This window comes from Acetobacterium carbinolicum (genome assembly GCF_047456275.1).
Taxonomy (GTDB): domain Bacteria; phylum Bacillota; class Clostridia; order Eubacteriales; family Eubacteriaceae; genus Acetobacterium; species Acetobacterium carbinolicum.
This window is the reverse complement of the sequence record NZ_CP173357.1, coordinates 1,347,670-1,369,212: the sequence shown is the minus strand read 5'-3', so window position 1 is coordinate 1,369,212 and position 21,543 is coordinate 1,347,670. Positions and strand designations below refer to the sequence as shown.

The following is a 21,543-nucleotide window of genomic DNA, read 5'->3' as shown; positions in this document are numbered from 1 at the left end:
CTTATTCAATCATGATCTTTCTGATTTTTGGCTTAGTTTGTTTTTCTGCGGTCTTACTGGCGTCTTGACTAAGGGTGTCCATAACCTTATCTACCATTTTGAAGACCAATTGAACTTCCTCACGGGTAAAGCTGTCCATTATCAGTTGTCCGTAACGGATCATCTCATTAAGAATATCCCGGATCGTTGCTCTACCAGCCTTGGTAAGTTTTATGGTGACTACCCGCTTGTCTTCTGAGCTTCTTTCGCGGACTAAAAAGTCCCGTTTTTCCATCCGGGCGACAATTCCGGTGGCCGTATTTAAAGGAACATTGAGGTAGTCGGCAATCTGGGTCATGTTCACATCATTTCGTCGATATAAGAGTAGTAGCACAAACACTTCATTTTTCGAACAATTAAAAATTTCATTTCCCCAGATATCCGAGGATAACAAGTATTTTATTTTGTCGATATATTCAAAAATCATTGCTTCAAGATTACCGTTAAAGCCATTGTCCATTTAATTTATCCTTTTTTTCTATTTGCAAAGTACTTCGCTCTTCGAATTAATTTAATTCTACATCCGAAGTATTACGTTGTCAAGCCATTTTTTTTTGTTCTACTCAATCTTTACGGTGATCTGTCGATTTAATTTGTCAGCAATGCCAGAAAAGAGGACAACGCTTCTGTTCTTTAAAGAGCCTTTAAAGATTACAGGTTATAATGCACTGAATACAAAAGGAGTACCCATGAAATTAGGAAAATTATTACTGATCACCACCATCACACTAACCACAATTATTGTGGGTGGCTATATTTATTCCCGTTATGTTGAACCAAGCCTCTTAATCGTTAATCGTGAAAAGCTTGAAAACAGCAAACTAGAGGCCCCCCTTAAACTTGTCTTTTTCGGCGATACACACCTGGGCGAATTTAATGACAATGATCAGCTTGATCGCATCGTTGCAAAAATAAACGCCGAAAACCCCGATCTCGTTATCTTTACCGGCGATCTGATTGGTTCTACTAAAAATTTCTCTGTCAATCCTGAAGAAATTTCCCTGGGTCTTTCAAAGATCAATGCCACCTATGGCAAGGTCGCTGTTATGGGAAATCATGAATACGCCTTAATCGATAACTACAATTATGAAGATCTGATGAATGCCGCTGGCTTTGAGGTACTGGTTAATGACTGGCTGGATATACCTGAACTCAACGTTCGTCTTCTTGGTCTGGATGATGTCTACCGGGGCAACCCGGATATAGACCTGACTGATGAAGCCCTTGAAAACAGCTATAATATTCTCTTAACTCATGAGCCGGATATTGTGGATGAGATGACCATCGATGCCGTTCAACTGGTTTTAGCTGGGCATACCCATGGGGGACAGATTACGCTTCCCTATTTAACCGAAATGATTTTACCAGCCAACGGAAAAAAATATGTAAAGGGTCTTTTTGTTATTGGCAACCAGGGTCAAACCAGTCTGTTTGTTACCAAAGGCACCGGAATGACCAAACTACCCTTTCGATTTATGAACGTCCCGGAAATTGTCGCCATTGAGGTCAGTCCCTAGATTCCACCTAAACTTAATAATCTCAGCAGTTGTTCATTGTTCAGCTCAGTGATCCAGCCCTCACCGGAAGCCTTGATAATATCGCCAGCCAGCTGATTCTTTTCTTCAATCATAATATCAATCTTCTCTTCAATGGTACCGACGGTAATAAATTTATGCACCATCACATCACGAGTCTGACCAATTCTAAAAGCTCGATCGGAGGCCTGGTTTTCCACCGCCGGGTTCCACCAGCGGTCAAAATGGATAACATTATTGGCACCCGTCAAATTTAGACCAACCCCACCAGCTTTTAGCGACAGCACCATAAAGGGGATATAGGTTTCCCCATTAAAGGCTTCCACCAGTTCGGTTCGTTTAGCCACCGGGGTACCGCCGTGGAGCACCAGCCCGCGACGGTGAAAGATTTCTTCCAGAAACCGGGCCAAGGGCGCGGTCAGTTCTTTAAACTGGGTAAACACCAGCACCCGTTCCCGCTTTTCATAGATGGTTTCACAAATGCTTTCCAGCATTTCAAACTTTCCACTGTGATCCCGCTTATAAAGATCCTGACCCAGATACTGATCCGGGTGATTACAGATCTGCTTGAGTTTGATGATACTGGATAAAACCAGACCTTTGCGGGCAATCCCGTCGCATTCTGCCAGTTTCTTTGACAGCTCCGCAACCAGATTCTGGTAGAGCACCATCTGCTTTTTCGACAGCACCGGATATTCTTTGATTTCAATCTTATCCGGCAGATCCGAGATGATCGCAGCATCGGTTTTTAGGCGGCGCAGAATAAAAGGATTGACCAGGTTTCGCAGTTTAGTATATCCAGTAGGATCCTTTTTTAAGCCTTTTGTAAACCCGGTGAATTCTTTAGCACTTCCCAGCAGTCCACCATCGAGAAAATCAAAAAGCGACCATAAATCCAATAGGTGATTTTCAATCGGGGTTCCTGTCATGGCAATTCGGGTTTTGGCCTTGAGCGCCTTGATGGTTTTAGTTCGTTTGGTACCGGGATTTTTAATAGCCTGAGCCTCATCCAGAATAATCAGATCCCAGTGGATTTCGCGCAGCGCTGTTACCCGTGCTGCCATGCCATAGGTGGTGATGGTTAAAAAAACAGGTGTTGCCAGAAATGCTTTTGGATCTTTGGCAACTGCCATCCCATGCAACACCCTGACCGGCATTTCTGGGGCAAATTTCTTGATTTCCTTTTCCCAGTTCCCAATCAGAGATGCCGGCAAGATTAACAATACCCGATCCCCCTGATGACTGCGCAGGTGTTCTAACAGAGCAATGATCTGGATGGTTTTACCCAGCCCCATATCATCAGCCAGGCAGGCCCCCAGCCTCAAGTCGACCATGTATTTCAGCCAATCGTAACCGGTTTGCTGGTAGGGTCGTAGCGCTCCGCAGAAACCGGGTTCCGGCTTTTGCCCTTGCAAAGTCTGAGGATTGCCCATGGTTGCCGTCACCCGGCGGAGCCAATCCCCGGTTGACACATGAACTTCCAAGTCGGTCATCGGTATTCCCAGCAATTCTCCCGAACCGAGTTCCAAGCGCATGGCCTGGGCCAGAGTTAGCTCTTGCTGGTCAGCCAGTGATTCAGCTTTTGATAAGGCCTCTAATGCAGCTTGCAACTGTTTATGATTAATTTCCACCCATTTTCCTTTAATCAGGGCCAATCCCTGAGTTTCTGCCAAGAGCCCCTGAATCTCGGCCTTGGAAATAGCGGAATCTCCAAACATGAGGTTTGGCTTAAAAGACAAAATAGCATCCATCCCCACCATTGCCGGTTCTTTTTCCCCCACGGACAGGTTAAGCCTTAGCTGATTAGCTTTCTTGCGCCACCAGTTGGGAATCCGGCACATGATCCCGGCTTCTTCGTAAAGGGGGATTTCAGTTAAAAAAACCGTGGCATCTCGGGCACTTAGTTTTAGTGGTGAAAACAACGCCCCACTTTCCATCAGGTCCGAAATAAACCGACTGACATCGGCCACCCGGCTAACGGTAGACAGCAGTTGAATCAGCTTTTCGGGTTGATTTTGATATTCCCGCAGGGCATTTTTCAGGGGCGTATGCACCGCTTTTTTGCCGTCCTCGGGTTTGGTGGAATAGGTGGCTAAAAAAGCAAAGGGGTACCGCTTCTCTTCACTATTCTCTACCAGATGAAAAAAGATTCGCCCAGCCACATTTATCCCCGCGTGATGCTCGGTTAAAAACGCTGCTACTGTACCCGGATAGCTCATAATTGCTTCACCGTAAACATCGGTGAGGCGCTCCCAAATGTTTCTAATCCATCCATCGTTAACATGAGCCATGCCATTTCCAAAGGGAATTATTTTGCGGATTTCTTCGATTTCATCTGCAGTCAAGCTGAGCTCGACGTCTTCCCTGGATAACTCCAAATCCGGCTGTTTGGCAATCTTTTGAATAAATTTCTCGCTAATTTGATAAAGAAAAGCCATCGTCGGCGAAAGAAAATCCGGATCACTAACAAATCCAAAATAAAAAAGGGTCCGATCCTTATTCGCTCTGAATTGGGCTTGCCATGCCTGCTCAAACTGCCTTTTATCTTTAGTGAACCCTTTTTTTGCCACCGATTCATAATCTAAGATAAAGTCATCCTTGGTAAAGCTGGCAATTAATTCAATATAGTCTGTCATTGTCGTCTTCCTTTTAATTTTACACCAATCTCATGGTGCTTTTGAATTCTTATGATTATTTCTTTTGGGCGTGAAGATGTCTACGGATCTGTTCGACAATTTGCTCAATGGTGTAATATTCTACCGCGATGACGTTGAGGGTTGTTTCATAACCGTTCTCATTAATAATCTGAGGTGTAAAAACCAACCTTATTTTATTGCCCTCTTCATCATTCCAGTCGGCAGTCGTCATTTCTTGTTTTAAACTTCTGAAGAACAACTCTATCTGCTTATCATTCAAGGGCAGATAAAACCCTTCGCGGTTCAGCAAAACATTAATGTCTCTGACGCGTTTTCCGATTCCTTTTATGTTTTTAATTCGTTTTAACATCGCTACTCCTATTTTTATGACAATTAGAACTAAGAAAAACATTGCACATCGTAATTTTTTGACTAACATGGTCTCTCATCCAATGTCATTTCATTTTTTCTATTATATCAGTTACCGGTTCCAATCTGCAACTTAATAAAACGTTATCAAATCCGCAGGGCGCCTTTAAAACGTGCTGATACGATAACTAATCTTTACCGCTACTCCTTTTCGGGTACACCAAAAAAACACTCATAATGAGTGTTTTTTTTACAATCTTTATCGATTCTATATCAACGAATAATCAATGCGATTTCCGGTTCGATTCTGCATCTTCATATATACATTGGGGAAAAAAGACCGTACTGTTTCTGACGTTTCCTCTTGTGCCGTTTCGGTTTTAGGTTGGTGGGTTTCAATATGAATTGACTGCTTTATTTTTTGCACTTTGTCCTTAGCAGTTTTTAATTCTGTCGCCAGCTTCACCTGTTTACCGAACTGCAGCTCTTTTCTTATTTGACTTTCCAGTTTTTTAATGGCCACTTCCAGCTTTTCCAACTGTTCGCTTTTTCCGAGTTGTTTTGCTGTTCCAACACCATCATCAGCTTGTTGATCGCTGCTCTCAGCCCTGGTTGGAAAGGGTTCAATCTGCATAAAAAGGTTCTCATAAATCAGATCAAGGTTCCAACCCTCAATCGTCAAGGTTAAATCATCAGTGATCATCCAGTTTGTCTGATAGTAATTCTGACAGTGAAAGCGATCTTCCTGAGGGTTAGACTGATAATCACAACACCATAACTGTCCCCATTCTTCGTATCTAACGATAAAGATAGCATATTGGTCAATTTCTCTGCTTATGATCTCGATGATCTTGGTGTTGATGGCTTGGCGGTTTAAAAATATCTCGACAATTGCAATTTCAGTAATCCGTTTCCCCTTCTGTATCGACATCGTTTCTGATGAAAGGGTGTTGATCCAGTTGATGCTTCTGATTTCATCAATGAAATACTTTTTAGAGATGGGATCACTATTTAAATATTTGTAAAAAAGTTCTTTGGGCATCTGTTTATACACATTTGTGGTTTTAGGTAAGTCAATCATAGCATCTCCTTTTCAAAATCGTATTCACTGCTCACAATGAGTCGTGATCTTACTAGTTATGTAATCGACAATCATTCCAAAACCCTTAGCTATTTTTACTCTCTCTTTACAATAATACCCAGATTAATACCCGGAGACCCCGTCCACTCTTTCTTTTTGTAAACTTATATTCCTTTATCTCCATTACCCTTATATTCACTCAAGCTTTTCAGCCATTTACAGTTATCTTTTCAATTATCTTGAAATTTTGTCTCGTTAAGTGTTACAATACGAGTTATATCTTTATCGAAGTGAAAAATAGCTCCACAAGCATTGCCTAAATGTCCTGGCTAAGATAAATCTATAAAGGAGGTCAACATTTTGAATTCTAAAAAAAACTGGCATACGCATATCCTTACTTACCTATGGATTGCCATTGGGGTCTCATCATCGGTGACACTTATAAACATGTTTTTTTCCAGTTTAGATACCAAAACCTTTTTTTTAGAACGGTTTTTATTGCCATTTGTTCTTGAAGTTTTAATTCTCTTCATTCTAAAGTGGCAGATCCGATCACATGCTCCAGCCATCCGCTACTATATTGTGATCGGAACCCAGGCTATTGTTACTATTTTGTTTGTCGTTCATTCTTCCATTTTTTATGTGATGTTGGCACTTTTCTTAATGCCCATGCTGATTTCGGTTTTTTTTCTGAGTCTTAAATTGATTGATTTTACCTTTTGCTTGACACTGGTTGTGTTAATCGCGATGAAACTGTTTTTCCCGCCCTTATCTGTTATGTCAGTTATTGAACTAACCACTTTTGCCGCTATTCTGGTGAGCACTTATTTTTTATCGCGGGAATTGACAAAACGATTTTCAGTAGTTTATACCGATATGGTTGTATCCGTTGAAAAAGAAAAAGAACTCTTATATCGAAATATCTATATGGAAAAACTAACCAAAATGGATTTAGCCACTAATTTATATAACCATAAAACCTTTCATGAATATCTCGAAGAACTGGTCTATCAATGTAAAAATCAGCCCTTTGACCTTTCGTTGGGGCTGATGGATCTGGATCTCTTTAAAGGAATAAATGACCGACAGGGCCATTGTAACGGGGATTTAGTTATTTCTACTGCTGCTACCATTATTTTGGATAACCTGGAAGCCAATGATTTTGCGGCCCGGTATGGCGGTGAAGAGTTTGCAGTTATTTTTACCGAAAAATCACCCGAAGCCTGTCTCTCCATTTTAGAACAAATTCGCATCGATCTGGAAACAGCGGTATTTGAAACCATGCCGGACGAAGTGGTAACCATGAGCATTGGCTTTGTCCCGTTTACTCCCAACATGAGTAAAACTGACTTGTTTGAAGCCGCTGATGCAAGCCTCTATAGTGCCAAAGAAAAGGGGCGAAACCAAATTCAATGTGCATCCTAACCGTTGCTACAATTAAAAACAACCACAAAAAAGACTAATGCCGATTCCACGCTTTTACCTGTAGAATCGGCTTAGTCCAAAATCTCTGTTGTCATCCGTTTGGATTCCTCCTCTGATTTTTTCATCAATTCTCTTCTTCTCACTACTAAATGTAAATCTTGCCAACTTTTTGATGTTTTTACTTTTAAGATCCGATTCGTTTTATTCTCACTTGATCATTATTTACTGGATTCTTTACTTGGCATCTTTGATCTAAGAACATTTTCTCGTTTCCAATTTTTTTCATTGGATGTGGTTTTCAGAAACCGTGAGAACTTTTCTTTTTTCATTCATACTTTTCTTTTATCGTTCATTTAATTCGTTGTGAGGTGACCTTCTTATCTTAATTTCATAACAATCTGTTTTCTTTAATCTAATCAATTTAACCAGTCTTTAGGTGATCTGAGTTATCTCAATTATCTTTAAGGGCGTCGGTTCGTATTTACTTTTATAGGATCAGTTGATCTTTGATTAACTCTATTATAACACCTTTTTCTAATCTGTAAACAGTTTTTTTTGTAAACGTTTGTATATTTTTTGTATAGCCTTCGCGCCAAACAATTGCTTAGTTGTTTACCAACTACTTGGATGCCAGCAAACACGTTATCTAAAAAAAATCGTCCAAGTCAATACTTGGACGATCCTTCTTATCGCCATGAGTAATTTTTATTTAAATACTTTTATCTTTAACTCGCTCGCACTGCTCGCATCCAGATGGTCAATGATATTTAAATTTTCCAATGCAATTTTTCGAGTGAACAAGTACCGAACCCGTTCTTCAAAAGCTTCCGGAAACGCTTCAGCCAAGCTGAGATCCCGGGCAATAGCACGGCTTCTGCCCTTGCCATTATTGTGACAAAGCACCCATTTGTCCTGGGTGATGCTAAACACATCGGCTGTGTTGGTTGGACCTGGACGAAGATAAGAGGTCATCGCCTGTTCTGCTTTTTCCGTCGAGTCGCCACACCCCACGGTGAGAAAAACACATGCCGGATGATCGGCAAGAGTTTTTGTAAAAGCTTCTTTGGTTCCCTCAATGAGCTGTAGCAATTCGGACCCAATCTGGTCGTTTGTTTCAAAACAACCCAGATTTTTCCGGGCCTTTAAAATATCAAAACACTCCCCTTTTAAATCCTCTACCCGTTTCCCGCCGTCGGTAAAGAGGAATTGAGAATAATTATAAAAGTCCCCGGTGATACCTGATCCGAATTCATAAGCAACAATCTGCTGCTTCTTTTCATCATATTTACAGCCAAACCGTCGACGATGCTGTTGACCTTTAGCGGTCGCCTTGGTCTTTAGTGCATTGGCTTCAATATAATACCCTTTATTTTTCTTGTTGTTGTAAAGGTTTTTGCGATACCCCGATTTATAGGCTTGCCATGAATATTTGCATTCAATGAGCACCATCTCGTGCTTTCCATTCTGCTTAACCTTAGAAATAGCAACCATATCCAGTCGGCCCAACGAGGTGGCTTCAGGTGCGTAGTTTAAATCCACACAGTACCAGTTCGAATCCGGATTAGCATTGTTATTACAGGCAATGATCCCCTGATATTTTTGTCCCAGTGGCCCGGCTTTTGCTTCAATGGGAGCACTTTCAACCAGGGCATTTTCGACATTTTCTTTGAGTTCCGGGTAAGATTCAACAAAGGCGGAAACAAATTCCTGGTTAAAAGGAAAGATCATCACATCCGCTTTCTGGGTGAATTTCAGTCCGCAAAATGCGGTTCGATCAATAAAAAATTTACTGATTTTAACGTGGCATTGCTGATCTTCTGTATAGATCAGCTCCATCATGTTTTTACCCCAATAATATAAGATGATGTTCTCGTTTCGAATACCTAAAAATAATTCTTTATTTCCAATAACCCTATTTTTTAAAAAAGCTTCCACTTCTGGAATGCTTAGTAATTTTTCTATGTTTCCTCTTGGCAAATAAATTTCCTCCGATACTATTTGTATACATAATTGCACTGAATGGTCCATGAGTTACCAACAAATATTCAATGCTGTCTCGACGGATTATATAATTTTACAATTAAAGTTTATTATAACCTTTATAATATAAAGACGCAACCAAGATTTTTTTAACAAAAAAGACTAAGACCGATTTTACAGTTTCATCTGTAAAACCGGTCTAGTCTAAAATCTCTGTTGTCATCCGTTTGGACTCCTTCTGTTGATTTTACCAAAAATCTTCTTTTTCACTTTTCTTTTAAACTCCGCCAACTTTTTGGAATCATCTTACTCTTTAGAATGGATCTGTTTAACTCATTCACTTCATTCAGAAATCATACTGCCATCATCTTCACCGAATGGTTTTTCTTGATACCCAATGATCTTTGGCTATCTCTGTTTGATGTCTTTGAGGTTTCATCCGTTCTTCATTTCGGAGCAATCTGTTTTCTCATTCAAATTTTTCCCACTGCCCATAAAAGAATCAATTGTCCATTAACTAATTTTCTCAGCTAACCCTGGCAATTTTTATTTTACTGGTGAGTCGTGCGACCGTCTATGATTCAATAACCGAAATCATTGAGTCAAGAAAAGGATTAGGTTGATCTTTGGTTTATTTATAGTATATCACTTTATTCGCATAAGTAAATAGACAAGCTGTAAATGTTTGTATTGATTTTTCTAACAATAATAACCACAATGTAAAAATTGGCCGATTCTTACCTAATTATCTATGATTCTCTCTTTAATAAAACACAGTGGAACAAAAATATTTATTGCTTGGTTGAATCTTCGTATTTTTTTTAAAAGAATGATTGCAAAATTTATAATAAGAGTGTAAAATTTAAGTAACAAATTGTATCTGAAAAAAGTATATTTAAAAACTTAAGACGTTTGTTCCTAATCATACGAATTAATACGATAATTAAGAACGAATTTACGATAAACCAAAAATTTGTTGACCAGGAGGATACTGGAAATGAAATTTGTTAGAAGTATTTTTTTATGCATTGTTTTTGCTCTGGCATTGGGGATTTTTCCTTCTGCTGCATTGGCTGAGGAAACCACTGTCGAAGGCGCTGCGATCACAGGCCTCGATGCCCAACCACTTGTGGAAACCCGGGAGATGCTCCCCGGTGATGTTGCCCCGGATCCAGGTTGGCCAGACGAAGCCTATTTAGATGGATCAATGAGCACTTCAGCGGTGTTCTCCCCGCGACTTACCGCCCCAACAACGGACAATGATTATTTTTTTTCCAAAAACATTTTTTATCTCGCCGGCTACGGTATGCCAAACTGTACCGCTTATGCCTGGGGACGAGCCTATGAGATCCTGGGAAGCAAACCTAGATTAAGCAACGGTAATGCCAATCAGTTCTGGGGATATAACCAAAACAGCGGTGCCTATCCTTACGGAACGACGCCAAAACTGGGAGCAATTCTGTGCTGGGACGGCAATTCATATGGTCACGTTGCCGTTGTTGAAAAAATTGAAGGCAACAGGGTCACTGTTTCAGAATCATCCTGGAGCGGCTCGTTCTTTTACACCAACACCTTCACTGCCGGTTCTGAGGACTCCGTCTCTGTGGGTGGATTCCAGGGCTATATCTATATTGATGATTTTGATCCGGAAGTCCCCCCAGACACCACCCCGCCAACAATAACTAATGCTCGGATCACTGATGTCAATGATGACGGCTTTACGATCACCTGTGACGTGACCGATACTGATTCGGGAATCGATTCTGTTTATTTCCCAACCTGGACCGATGCAAACGGTCAGGATGATATTATCTGGCATCGCGCTTCAATAAGTGGCAATACCGCATCTTTCCGGGTTTTATACAGCCAACATAACAATGAATTTGGAACCTATTCGGTTCATGTCTATGCTTATGACAAAGCCGGAAATAGTTCTGCTACAGCGTTAAGCCTTTCGGCACAAAAAAGCATAACTTGTTCCTATCAGACCCATATCCAGGACATTTTCTGGCAGGATTGGAAAACAAACGGTCAAACCAGTGGCACCTCCGGGGAGTCCAAACGTCTAGAAGCCATTGGCATTCGATTAGATAACATGGGGTATGATCTCGGCATTGAGTATCGCACCCATATCCAGAACATTGGCTGGGAAGAAGATTGGAAACACGAACCGGAAGTCAGCGGCACCACCAATCAGGGGCTACGATTAGAAGCAATTAAGATCCGCCTAACCGGTGCTGATGCCTATCGATACGACGTTTATTACCGGGTTCATGCCGAGAATGTCGGCTGGTTGGACTGGGCTAAAAACGGTGGCAGTTCTGGTACTGAAGGCTTCGGCTATCGGCTTGAAGCCATCGAAGTGATCGTCGTACCGACCGGTTCACCGGCACCAGGAGCCACCATACGGGCTTTTCAAAGCAATCATTAAATAATCACAAAAGCACCCCGAATCGGGGTGCTTTTGTTTTTGGCTCTATTTAAGAATCCTATTTTTTAATTTTTCCTTTTAAATCTTCAATGGCTTTTTCAGCGGCTTCTTTGGTCATCCCGTATTTTTCCTGAAGTTTTCCAACCAGAATTTTTGCATCACCTTTGACAATTTCCAGATCTTCATTGGTAAGTTTCCCCCAGGTTTTCTGAGCTTCGCCTCTCATCTGTTCCCATTTTCCTTCAAATATGTCTTTATTCATTTTCTTCCTCCTTAAAATATTGTTACTTTATTATTTACCCTGACTAAACGAGTCTAAACAAGTTTAAGCTTTGTAATTTTTTTTTAAGTAATTTCTCTTTATGATCAATAATACTTATCTGTTTCTATCACAGCGTTTATTAAAGAAATCATGATAGAATGATGCTAGTTTATAAATCGATCGATTGGAGCTCTTAAAAATGAAAAAAGACCTTATTTTATCTAAACAGATGACAATTCTTGAAAAACATGAACAGAAGTTTCTAAATCAAACTGAAAGTCAGTTTAGTAAATCAAATCTCACCCCTGTGGTTAACAAGATCCAGGCGAAAATACCTGATAAATTACAATCAACCCTGGATACGGCTTTCTATATGGGGTTTCATATGGTCTTTGAAAAAGGAAGCCCCATTATCGAAAAAACAATTAATAAAGAAAAAATCGCGGTGGACTATGATTTAAGTAATTACGCCATTGAAAAATACATGCGAAAAAAACATCTCAAAACGCTGGATAAATCATCAAAGCATTCCAAAACGATCAATGAATCCATTGCTGCCATAGAGGGTAGCGTTCTTGGTTTACTGGGAATTGGACTCCCTGATATCCCTCTGTTTCTTGGTGTCATCGTCAAAACCATTAATGAAATCGCATTGTCCTATGGTTTTTCATACACCTCCAAAACAGAAAAAGCATACCTGCTTTATTTAATCTGTGCTGCTATGACTAAAGAAGACCGGCGAAAAGCCTATGACAAAAAAATTGAGCACTTAGGTCAGCATATCGATGCCCAAACACAAACCAGTATTGATTTAGAAGCAGTTATGAAGGAAACCTCCGACATTTTATCCAACACCCTGCTGACCGCCAAATTTATCCAGGGACTGCCGATTGTGGGCGTCATCGGTGGTGTGGTCAATCCTTTTATGATCAACAAAATCGGCACATACGCCCGGATCAAGTATAAGAAACGGTACCTGCTTAGAAAAATAAAATCTCAACGATAACGAATGTATAACTAGTTTATAAGGTTCAAATCCCAGACAAACAGTAGCATTCCAACCCATAAAAACAAGAAAACAAACTTTATGGTAGTAGACCATGAGCAAACCGTTGCCATAAATATATTTTGCTGAGGATAATTGTTGATTAGTACCATTAACAACGTATTCTCGATCAAGTCAAATAGTGCCCGAGCGACGACTAAGACAATTAATACATTACGATACACTGGATTCGTTGTACTCTTGAATGATAGGGCCAACATTAACAGGTTTTTTCTATATGTATGGGCTTTCAGGTCAATCATATTTAAAATTTCTAGATATTAAAGAAAATGATTTTATCAAAACCACCCTCTTGTTATTGATTGATACTGTCAAGAAATAGCACCGTTTCTTGATGCAATCAGCAAAAAAGACCGATCCCGGCAAAACCCACTGGGTAACTGCCGGGAACGGTCTTTTTGTTATGATTATTGGTGTTAAAACATTTCTTTTGATAATTGATCAATAACTTTTGTTGTTTCTTCATAAACACCCGGGAATGAACTAAAGTTTAAACCTTGGGTCAAGTTAGGAATAAAGTATAATTTTCCACATTCTTTGCACGCTTTTTCAGTATATTCAGCCACGATTTCTGGTGTCCATCCTGGAAAATCAACAACACCGCTGTCAATCGCACCCATGAATGCGATCTGCTTGCCATATTTCTCTATCAGTTCTGGCACATTATTGGTTGTCATGACACCCTGCCAGATATCGATGCCCATGTCGATCATGAAAGGAACCAGGTTGACACCATAAGAATCGCTATGGTGAACAATCAGTTCAACGCCGTTTTCTTTATAGAAACCATAGATTTTTTTATAGGCAGGCAAAAAGAACTCTGCAAACATTTCTGGTGAAACAAAAGACGAACGTTGGCTACCCCAGTCGTCATGATGAAAGATACAATCCGGATGAATTCGGTTAATCAATTCTTTTGCATAGGCCAGTTCATAGTCAACCAGATAGTCGATCAGGTCATGCATGTCTTCCGGTTCTTCATAAAGAGCCATTAAGGCGTCTTCCATGCTCATCAAATGATGGGTCATTTCGAAAACTCCGGGAGCCACAAATGCAGTTACAAATTCTTCGTTACGATCTACGGCTTTAGCATGCGCAACAGCGGCGGCCCATGCTTCATCTGACGTGGCAACAACTGGTGCCTTGACTTGGTTTTTCCAGTCAGTGATATCTTTTAATACCTTATGTTCCGCATCATGCACCGGGAATCCACCCAATTGATCAGCTGGCCAACTAAAAGTAATCCCCCAACCATTAACGATTGTCTGACCTGGCCCTGCCATTTCGCCCAATGGTGCTTCCATGATCAAATTCATAAATTCGTATTGATTTACAAACCGATCAGGATTGCCACCCTTAATGGTTTCCATTAAATTCTGTCTTTTTGTTAACATTCTCGGTCTCCTTAAGATTTATTCGTCTAAGTTAGTTTTTGAGTTTTTCCAACCTTTATTTTTATGCAACCATTTCTTTGGCTTTAACAGCCGCGCTACCAGCATCAGGAGCAAATCCGTCAGCGCCGATTTCAGCTGCATATTCTGGGGTTACAGGTGCGCCACCAACAATAACTTTTACATCCAGACCGCTGGCTTTGATCGTTTCGACCGCTTCTTTAAGTGCTGGCATGGTTGTCGTTAACAGACCGGAACAGGCAACCAGGGTGACGTTTTCGTTTTCTTTAATCGCTTCTACAAAGCGCTCTGCGGGTACATCAACACCCAGGTCAACCATAGTGAATCCGGCGCTTTCGATCATCATCGAAACCAGGTTTTTGCCAATATCATGTAAATCGCCGGCAACGGTTCCAATGATACAGGTGCCCAGGGAGGCGGAAGTGTCTCCGGCTAACAGTGGACGTAACACATCAACGCCTTTAGCCATCGCTTTAGCAGCGATTAACATTTCAGGAACGAAGATTTCTCCGGAAGAGAACTTTTCGCCAACAACGCTCATGGAATCAACCATTGCTTGCAGGATTTCGCTTGCTGGACTGCCTTCGTCTAAGGCTTCCTGAACTAATCCGGGAATCAGTTTTGTTTTACCAATTTCTACTTTTGCTTTTACTTCTTCAATTTTTGACATCTTTTTTCTCCTGTTCAGTCATTTATTTTTAAATGGTATATATAACCGGGCAACCGATTGTGTGATCAGATGACCGGATTTGTAGCAGAATTATTAAATTAGTGTGCATTATATTAAGACCAACTATTTCTTCTGACCGAAGATCCCTTCGCGATAAGCACCAATGTATTCCATGCAGTAGTCATCTTCGCCGAGTAAAGCTTCGGTGGCAAAGATAATGCCCATTAAGTCACCATTCGTTGGGTCAAGAATGGCACTGTCCAGACCGGCGTTCATAGCCAGGACGGTAAAGCCCATGTTGACCATTTTTCGGGCGGGCAGGTTGAAGGAAATATTACTGACGGCGCCAGTGACATGAATGGTCGGGTATTGTTCTTTAATACTGCGAATCACTTCGACGACCATGGCAATCCCGTCTTCTGAGGTACACAGCATTTCAACTAATGGATCAATGTGCATCCGGGAAGGATCAATGCCATATTCTTTAACTTTAACCATTAAATCGGCAAATACATCCAGACGGTCTTTGGCTGTTTTAGGAATCCCTTTGTCACTGTTAAGCAGTGCCACACAGTCCCATTTAGTATCAGCGATCGCTTTAAAAGCAGCGTCAATTTTGTCGCCTTCTAATGAAACGGAGTTAAATAAACCGGGTTTATTACAGTATTTCATGGACTCAATACAGGTATACACATTGGGGCTGTCCACCGCGATGGGGGTATCTGTGACTTCCTGAACCAGATCAATTAACCATTTCATGGTTTCCAGTTCGATGTCATCATCAACTGATGCGCAAACATCAATGTAATCCACACCGGCTTCGGTTTGAATCTTGGCCAGATTCTTAATGAATTCTCCATCTTTTGCGGCAATGGCTTTTGCGGTAGACGGAATGGCACCGTTAATTTTTTCTCCGATAATAATCATTTTACTCTTACCTCCTGGTAACACTATTTTTCACAGTTATTAAACTGATCTCAAACTAATTGCGACGTCTTTATTTACGAAATATCATCATTCCACAAAATCTTCACGCAGTTTTCAGCTTCTCCGCGATAAAAATACAGCGGAACTCAAATATCAACTATATTGATCGTAAGTATCAATATAGGTTTTTAAATAACTTTTAGTTGACTACTAATCACTATAAAACGTTTTCTTTTTTTATTGCATTTTAGATATAATAAAACTATTGGTTCGACATCGTCAATTTCTTGAGTTTAGTATAGCATCGTTGTAAAGGGACGTCAATCACTTTTTTAAATGTATTTAATATTTTACAAATTTAGGTGGATCGATTTGTTTAAAGGTTATTGTAACGCATTTTTATTACTTTATTATCTATATTTAATATTCGTTTATACTACTTTTTTGCATAATACTCAGACGATAAATTATCGGCAAATAAAAAAAGCGGGACTTCTCCCACTTTTTTTCGCTATTTTATAGTGATCAACACATAAAAGTCACCATTATTGATCGTCCCTGCTTCAGTTTTTTCGATAGCCAAAGACGTTGCTATCAGTGAAATAGCAGCCTGATCATTTTCTATCGTAAAACTCGCCTCATCAGCATTCATACTATCCTTGCTGGTTTGATAATTACCCGAAAGCGATGTCGTAAAATGATCAAACACTGCTTTCATGTCAATCCGCATCAACTCCTGGCCGGTTTCATCCACTAGTACCAGAGCCCCGCCCTGTTCCGCTGTTTTTTCTCTTGACAAACGATAGGTTTTTCCTCCTGACTCAAAGTTACCAATAAGGGGATCCCATTTTTCCTTTTTTTGATAGTAATTCAGAACCATAAAGGTCTCGTAGCCTGAAATATCAATGGGTGATTGCTGATTCAAACTCAAATATATAGAATTCTGGCGGTACTGATTGTCTTCGTATCGATAAAACCCAAAGGTACTATAGAAGTCCTCATAAACATCAAAATTTTCACCAAGATAGGATATTTCTTTTGTATATGCCATCATAGCCAGATAATCGACGGCATCGGAGATTATTTTTTTATCCTCTTCCGACACCGATCCGTTGGGATTAACCTGTTCATTTTCCAGCATTTTGTTTTCAACCAGGGTATTGGTGAGTCGATTGACCTGATTCCCACGGCTGATGGTAAAGGCATCTACTGGTGGCATGATGGAAAACAGCGAAAAACCGATCAGTAGTGCCGCAATGACCCCGTTGTTACGGGCCGGCATAAAACTCATCCAAAGACCAGAAACAGCAGCAAAAATTCCAAAAAGAATTGCATAGTAACGACCATGAGTCAAACCAACTTCCTGAATCTGCAATACCGAAGCCACAATCTGAAACAATACGATGGGTACCAGCACTTTGGGGAAAATTTTTAAAAACCATTCGGCCACCTTGTTTTCCAGGCTGCTGGCAAGAATATAAATAAAAATAACCACGATGGCAAAGCTTACCAACATCGACTCCAGACGGTTGTCACTCCAAAAATCACCTGTGATGTTCCCAACGATATAAATAATCAGAATAATTGTATATGCTGCCAACAGTGGGATCACTATGTAAGAAACCAGAACTTCCAGAAATTTCGGACATTGGCAGGATCGTACCAACTTTTCCCGGTCATTGACCACTTTCTCTGGTGGTCGGTTTTTATTTGAAAGACCGGGATATATGGGAATCAGCGAGAGAAAATAAATAGGAAAAAACAGCATCCCAACACAATTTAAGCTATGTAAATAGGCTTTATCGGATACGTCAAAAAGTAGCAGGTCAATGGCAGTAATAATCAGGGTGATTCCGATAAACAACACACCTGAAAAAAGCAACGCATTAAAGAGCGCTTTAAATGTCGCCATAAAACTCTGATTATAACGAATCTCACTTTTTATCACCGGAATCCAGGTAAAAGCGATAAACACTGCAAAAATAGCGACCGATGAACGGATCCCGATTTCCATACTGATGCTGGTATATTGTCTGACAATAAGAAAATACCCCAGCGTCAGTGTCAAACACAGAGCCATCGCTACGATCCGAACGGAAGTCCTGTCATAAAAACGCTCCCATGCTCCCTGAAGGGTAATTCCCAGAAAAGCTCCCATCAAAAATGTCAATAAATATCTGGTATAATCAACTTCCTGCTGAATTGCCATCGCATTTATCACCACCGCTGCCATTAAAAAAGCAACCGTCAAGGGATATCGGGACAATGCCTCAACCAATCCACTCAGTTTTTCTTTGATCTTGTCGATAAATTTCATTTTAGCTCCCTTCTATCGGTTTTAGATCGTTATTTAGTAGGGTTTCAAGTTCTTTTGCGGGCACCGGTTTGCTAAAAAGATACCCTTGAGCCCGATCTCCATTATAGGCTAAAATTGCCTCAAATTGTTCTTTTGTCTCAACCCCCTCGGCCACGACAACGAGGTTCATGCTATGGGCGATTTCAATGGTGGCCTTAATCACCACCTCTTCAAAACTCCCCGGTCTCATGTTTTGGACGAATTGTTTATCAATTTTCAAGTGATCAATGGGCAGTTTATGAAGATAATTCAATGATGAATAACCCGTTCCGAAATCATCTAAAGAAAACTTGACCCCCTTATTTTTGATCTTTTTGATGATTGATAGTGTGTTCTCCAGGTTTTCCATGGCAATACTTTCGGTGATTTCGATATCCAATAACTCCGGTCTCATCCCGGTTTTTCTCAAAATACCAAAAACCACCTCGACGATGTCCTTTTTGTTTATTTGTTTAGCCGAGAAATTAACCGCCATGGTTAAATCTTTGTAGCCGGCATTTTCCCAAATCACGCTTTGACGACATGCCTCCGTCAGAATCTGCTCACCAAGCGGGACAATCAGACCGGATTCTTCTGCCAGTTCAATAAACTCAAATGGTGGCAACAAGCCCCGGGTCGGATGCTGCCACCTCACCAATGCTTCCACGCCACAGATTAAGCCTGTAAGAAAGTCAATCTGAGGCTGATAATACAGCACAAATTCACGGTCTCTGATGCCTCGTCTGATCTCATACTGAAGTTCAATCTTTTTAACCATCATTTCATTGGCGCTTTGCTCGAAAAATTTAAACTGATCTTTTCCCTGTTCCTTCGCATGGTACATCGCCGAATCGGCATTCATGAGCAGCTTATTAATGTCCGTTCCATCCTCCGGAAACATCGTAATCCCGATACTGCAAGTAATAATAAATTCAAACCCGTCAATGTTCCGGGGGTTACTGATAATTCTCATAATTTCATTGGCCAGCTTGCTTGCTTCCATCATTGTACAGTCTTTATTAATGACTATTAGTTCGTCACCAGCAATTCTGGCAATGGTATCATAATGAATCGCTTCCACCAATTCTTTGGCGATGCCAACCAGTACATGATCACCAGTGGCATGTCCCCTGGTATCATTGATAGCTTTGAAATTATCCAAATCGATGTATAGTAAAGCACCACTTTTACCCGCTTGTTCCGACTCGACAAGTAATTGATTGGAGTGCTCAAAAAGCATCGCCCGATTAGGCAGTCCAGTTAACACATCATAATAGGCAAGTTTGTTTATGGCTTCCTCGGCATTAATACGGTCAGTGATATCCGTATAAAAGCCGGATACCCGCATCAATTTATTGTTTTGGTCAAAAATTCCCTTCCCCCGACAAAATAACCACCGGGTTTCACCCTTACTGCCAATTACTCTAAATTCAATTTGACCAAAATTAGAATTATTCTGATAGAAACCTTGGAGATAATTTTCAAAATGGGCGCGATCCTGAGGATGAATAAAACACATCCATGATTCAAGGCTCATGCTGTTATGCTCCATTAACCCAATCATCTGTAAACCCCGTTTAGAAACATAGTATTCACAGTTTTGCAAATCCCAATCCCAGATCGCATCGTTGGAACCTTCCACGGCATAGCGGTAACGTTCCTCGGAAATACGCAGCGCTTCTTCCTGCTTCTCCAATTCTTCATAATTCTCAGTCAATTTAGTTCGGGATTCCAAAATGTCTTCAAACAATCTATTGATGCGATCTGCCAAATTTTTAATTTCATGACTATCCTTTACCTGGATTCGGGTTTCTGTATCGCCTTCGGAAAACGCTTTGACACCATCTGCTATTTTATCAATCGATCCAGAGAGATTTTTGGAACGAAATATAATCAGCGCAACAATGATCAGAATAATAAAAAGGGTTCGGATAAAACCTAAAAAAATAGCAGTAGTTATTGCCTGATTTAAATAATAGGTAGTAAATACCAGTTGTATTTCACCAATTTTCTGATTGTTTCTAATGATCTCCCGGGTAAATGATGGATAAAGATACTTGTTATCATAGGGTTTTGTACGCTTACTGGTTTCAAAGATGGGCTGATTATCAGCATCCATCATTTTTATCGAAGCCACCGCCTGATAGTTTGCCAACGTCTCTCCGATTTTATTAAGACTGACTTCATTATAAGTCCAAAATGCATCTTCTGCCGCATCGGCCGTAATGGTTAAAATATGCTCTGCCTCAATACTCAGTTCCCCAGTTAAATGAAGCTTTTCTGCCGCCGCATCAATGATTGTTAGTGCCATCAGCACTGAAAAAACAGTCGCAATGATTGGTAATAGTAATGCGGTGCTTAGTTTTTTTGTTTGAATACCTTTCATCGAGAATCCTCCGACTGATTTATTTCAAGTCCATTTTCCCTTAAAATGCGGTCAATGGTGCCATTGTTTTTCAACGTTTGTAAGGCTGTATTGAACTTATCCCGATACATCTGTGAATTGGGATAGTTCTTCGAAATAATCAGATAATAGTCATGCTGAGAAGCTATATTGGGAAGTGTCGCGAAAGCTCCACGGTCATCTGGAAAAAGCCGGCCAATGGCTTCTTCAGCAACGCGATAATCTTCAATGAGAAAGTCAATTCTTCCAGCATAAAGCATTTTCAGTAGCGCATCGACATCATTGGCCCACTCAACTTTTACCCCACTGCTCTCAATTACCGCTTTATCACCATACCAATAATCATTGGCTCCGCCAAAGGTGTAGTTGGTGAAGTCACTGATTCTTTTAAAATCAGCCCCTTCTTGGGCCAGTTTTTCATTAGATTTAAGATAATAAAATTTGTGGGGTCCCTGAATAACAGGTTCAGAATAATCATAAATCTGAGCCATTTCATTTACATAACCATAGGGAAATGAAGCCCAGGCGTCTCCACTTTCAACCATTTCCGATGCCCTGGCCCAAGGATAGAAAGCAACTTCACTCTCAAGTCCGCTTTCTTTTAAAGCGGCCTCAACAATCTGAGTGAATGCCCCATAACCGGCCGCCTGCTCTGATGTATAGGGTGCATATTCTCCGGTAACAATTATAAGCTGCTTTGTTTTTAGGTTTTCGCTACTTTCAGGCCGGATATTTGTTGATTCCACGCGATCTTGCTGTTTGTTTTCGGTCGTACATCCCCAAAGACAAATTGCTACAATTAGTAAAACCATAATTAATATAACTTTTTGAATTTTCTGATCATTTGCCATCGTCATTCTCCTACATCATAAGGTCGTATCCCGATCAAACGGTTAGACACAATTACGATTGATACCGTACTTACACTAATTCGTTTTATTCTATATTATACCCTTTCATATCAGATATAA

General features: G+C 40.5%; 16 protein-coding genes. 4 read left to right on the top strand and 12 right to left on the bottom strand.

The features are described 5' to 3' along the window. Position 1: 1 nt before the first annotated feature. Complete coding sequence (locus ACIZ62_RS06345) at positions 2-499, bottom strand: MarR family transcriptional regulator (RefSeq protein WP_111887472.1); 498 nt, start codon at positions 497-499, stop codon at positions 2-4. Positions 500-728: 229 nt separating this feature from the next. On the opposite strand from ACIZ62_RS06345, the gene ACIZ62_RS06340 reads away from it, so the two are divergent. Then, positions 729-1,556, top strand: coding sequence for a metallophosphoesterase (locus ACIZ62_RS06340; RefSeq protein ID WP_414151500.1), 828 nt, complete (start codon positions 729-731; stop codon positions 1,554-1,556). On the opposite strand, the gene ACIZ62_RS06335 is transcribed toward ACIZ62_RS06340, so the two are convergent. The 3 genes from ACIZ62_RS06335 to ACIZ62_RS06325 form a co-directional block, all read right to left on the bottom strand. Continuing rightward, positions 1,553-4,210 (bottom strand): DEAD/DEAH box helicase, encoded by a 2,658-nt coding sequence (locus ACIZ62_RS06335; RefSeq protein ID WP_414151499.1) that lies wholly within the window; start codon positions 4,208-4,210, stop codon positions 1,553-1,555. The two genes, ACIZ62_RS06340 and ACIZ62_RS06335, sit on opposite strands and share 4 nt — an antisense overlap. A gap of 55 nt (positions 4,211-4,265) precedes the next feature. Beyond that, positions 4,266-4,580 (bottom strand): hypothetical protein, encoded by a 315-nt coding sequence (locus tag ACIZ62_RS06330; RefSeq protein ID WP_162624446.1) that lies wholly within the window; start codon positions 4,578-4,580, stop codon positions 4,266-4,268. A gap of 267 nt (positions 4,581-4,847) precedes the next feature. Then, a complete protein-coding gene (locus ACIZ62_RS06325; protein WP_414151498.1) occupies positions 4,848-5,660 on the bottom strand; it encodes a DUF4391 domain-containing protein in 813 nt (270 codons plus the stop codon). Positions 5,661-6,020: 360 nt separating this feature from the next. Here ACIZ62_RS06325 and ACIZ62_RS06320 point away from each other — a divergent pair, with 360 nt between their 5' ends. Next, positions 6,021-7,085 carry a diguanylate cyclase gene (locus ACIZ62_RS06320; RefSeq protein ID WP_414151497.1) on the top strand — a complete coding sequence of 355 codons (1,065 nt, stop codon included), beginning with the start codon at positions 6,021-6,023 and terminating at the stop codon, positions 7,083-7,085. 705 nt (positions 7,086-7,790) lie between these two features. Here ACIZ62_RS06320 and ACIZ62_RS06315 read toward each other — a convergent pair. Next, complete coding sequence (locus ACIZ62_RS06315) at positions 7,791-9,062, bottom strand: hypothetical protein (RefSeq protein WP_414151496.1); 1,272 nt, start codon at positions 9,060-9,062, stop codon at positions 7,791-7,793. A 1,000-nt stretch (positions 9,063-10,062) separates the two neighbouring features. On the opposite strand from ACIZ62_RS06315, the gene ACIZ62_RS06310 reads away from it, so the two are divergent. Next, complete coding sequence (locus tag ACIZ62_RS06310) at positions 10,063-11,496, top strand: GBS Bsp-like repeat-containing protein (protein WP_414151495.1); 1,434 nt, start codon at positions 10,063-10,065, stop codon at positions 11,494-11,496. Between the two features lie 58 nt (positions 11,497-11,554). On the opposite strand, the gene ACIZ62_RS06305 is transcribed toward ACIZ62_RS06310, so the two are convergent. Then, on the bottom strand, positions 11,555-11,758 hold the full coding sequence (locus ACIZ62_RS06305) for a CsbD family protein (protein ID WP_111887480.1): 204 nt from the start codon (positions 11,756-11,758) through the stop codon (positions 11,555-11,557). A 199-nt stretch (positions 11,759-11,957) separates the two neighbouring features. On the opposite strand from ACIZ62_RS06305, the gene ACIZ62_RS06300 reads away from it, so the two are divergent. Beyond that, positions 11,958-12,764, top strand: coding sequence for an EcsC family protein (locus ACIZ62_RS06300; RefSeq protein ID WP_414151494.1), 807 nt, complete (start codon positions 11,958-11,960; stop codon positions 12,762-12,764). A 476-nt stretch (positions 12,765-13,240) separates the two neighbouring features. On the opposite strand, the gene ACIZ62_RS06295 is transcribed toward ACIZ62_RS06300, so the two are convergent. The 6 genes from ACIZ62_RS06295 to ACIZ62_RS06270 form a co-directional block, all read right to left on the bottom strand. After that, on the bottom strand, positions 13,241-14,218 hold the full coding sequence (locus ACIZ62_RS06295; protein ID WP_111887481.1) for a uroporphyrinogen decarboxylase family protein: 978 nt from the start codon (positions 14,216-14,218) through the stop codon (positions 13,241-13,243). A 61-nt stretch (positions 14,219-14,279) separates the two neighbouring features. Continuing rightward, positions 14,280-14,906, bottom strand: a complete 627-nt coding sequence (locus ACIZ62_RS06290; protein ID WP_111887482.1) for a corrinoid protein — start codon at positions 14,904-14,906, stop codon at positions 14,280-14,282. A 123-nt stretch (positions 14,907-15,029) separates the two neighbouring features. Further along, the gene (locus ACIZ62_RS06285; protein WP_111887483.1) at positions 15,030-15,833 is read right to left on the bottom strand and encodes a methyltetrahydrofolate cobalamin methyltransferase; all 804 of its coding nucleotides are present in this window, start codon (positions 15,831-15,833) and stop codon (positions 15,030-15,032) included. A 511-nt stretch (positions 15,834-16,344) separates the two neighbouring features. Then, positions 16,345-18,150, bottom strand: coding sequence for a DUF4153 domain-containing protein (locus ACIZ62_RS06280; protein ID WP_414151493.1), 1,806 nt, complete (start codon positions 18,148-18,150; stop codon positions 16,345-16,347). A gap of 1 nt (position 18,151) precedes the next feature. After that, positions 18,152-20,554: an EAL domain-containing protein gene (locus ACIZ62_RS06275; protein WP_322519930.1), complete on the bottom strand. Its 2,403-nt coding sequence runs from the start codon at positions 20,552-20,554 to the stop codon at positions 18,152-18,154. Next, a complete protein-coding gene (locus ACIZ62_RS06270) occupies positions 20,551-21,423 on the bottom strand; it encodes a substrate-binding periplasmic protein (protein ID WP_162624447.1) in 873 nt (290 codons plus the stop codon). The genes ACIZ62_RS06275 and ACIZ62_RS06270 overlap by 4 nt, the downstream gene beginning before the upstream one ends. Positions 21,424-21,543 lie beyond the last annotated feature (120 nt).

What these genes read in the sequence shown, in the direction of transcription:
- ACIZ62_RS06300 (WP_414151494.1), top strand. Translation starts at nt 11,958, where the DNA reads ATGAAAAAAGACCTTATTTTATCTAAACAGATGACAATTCTTGAAAAA.
- ACIZ62_RS06290 (WP_111887482.1), bottom strand. Translation starts at nt 14,906, where the DNA reads ATGTCAAAAATTGAAGAAGTAAAAGCAAAAGTAGAAATTGGTAAAACA.
- ACIZ62_RS06335 (WP_414151499.1), bottom strand. Translation starts at nt 4,210, where the DNA reads ATGACAGACTATATTGAATTAATTGCCAGCTTTACCAAGGATGACTTT.
- ACIZ62_RS06310 (WP_414151495.1), top strand. Translation starts at nt 10,063, where the DNA reads ATGAAATTTGTTAGAAGTATTTTTTTATGCATTGTTTTTGCTCTGGCA.
- ACIZ62_RS06280 (WP_414151493.1), bottom strand. Translation starts at nt 18,150, where the DNA reads ATGAAATTTATCGACAAGATCAAAGAAAAACTGAGTGGATTGGTTGAG.
- ACIZ62_RS06340 (WP_414151500.1), top strand. Translation starts at nt 729, where the DNA reads ATGAAATTAGGAAAATTATTACTGATCACCACCATCACACTAACCACA.
- ACIZ62_RS06345 (WP_111887472.1), bottom strand. Translation starts at nt 499, where the DNA reads ATGGACAATGGCTTTAACGGTAATCTTGAAGCAATGATTTTTGAATAT.
- ACIZ62_RS06305 (WP_111887480.1), bottom strand. Translation starts at nt 11,758, where the DNA reads ATGAATAAAGACATATTTGAAGGAAAATGGGAACAGATGAGAGGCGAA.
- ACIZ62_RS06275 (WP_322519930.1), bottom strand. Translation starts at nt 20,554, where the DNA reads ATGAAAGGTATTCAAACAAAAAAACTAAGCACCGCATTACTATTACCA.
- ACIZ62_RS06325 (WP_414151498.1), bottom strand. Translation starts at nt 5,660, where the DNA reads ATGATTGACTTACCTAAAACCACAAATGTGTATAAACAGATGCCCAAA.
- ACIZ62_RS06285 (WP_111887483.1), bottom strand. Translation starts at nt 15,833, where the DNA reads ATGATTATTATCGGAGAAAAAATTAACGGTGCCATTCCGTCTACCGCA.
- ACIZ62_RS06270 (WP_162624447.1), bottom strand. Translation starts at nt 21,423, where the DNA reads ATGGCAAATGATCAGAAAATTCAAAAAGTTATATTAATTATGGTTTTA.
- ACIZ62_RS06330 (WP_162624446.1), bottom strand. Translation starts at nt 4,580, where the DNA reads ATGTTAAAACGAATTAAAAACATAAAAGGAATCGGAAAACGCGTCAGA.
- ACIZ62_RS06295 (WP_111887481.1), bottom strand. Translation starts at nt 14,218, where the DNA reads ATGTTAACAAAAAGACAGAATTTAATGGAAACCATTAAGGGTGGCAAT.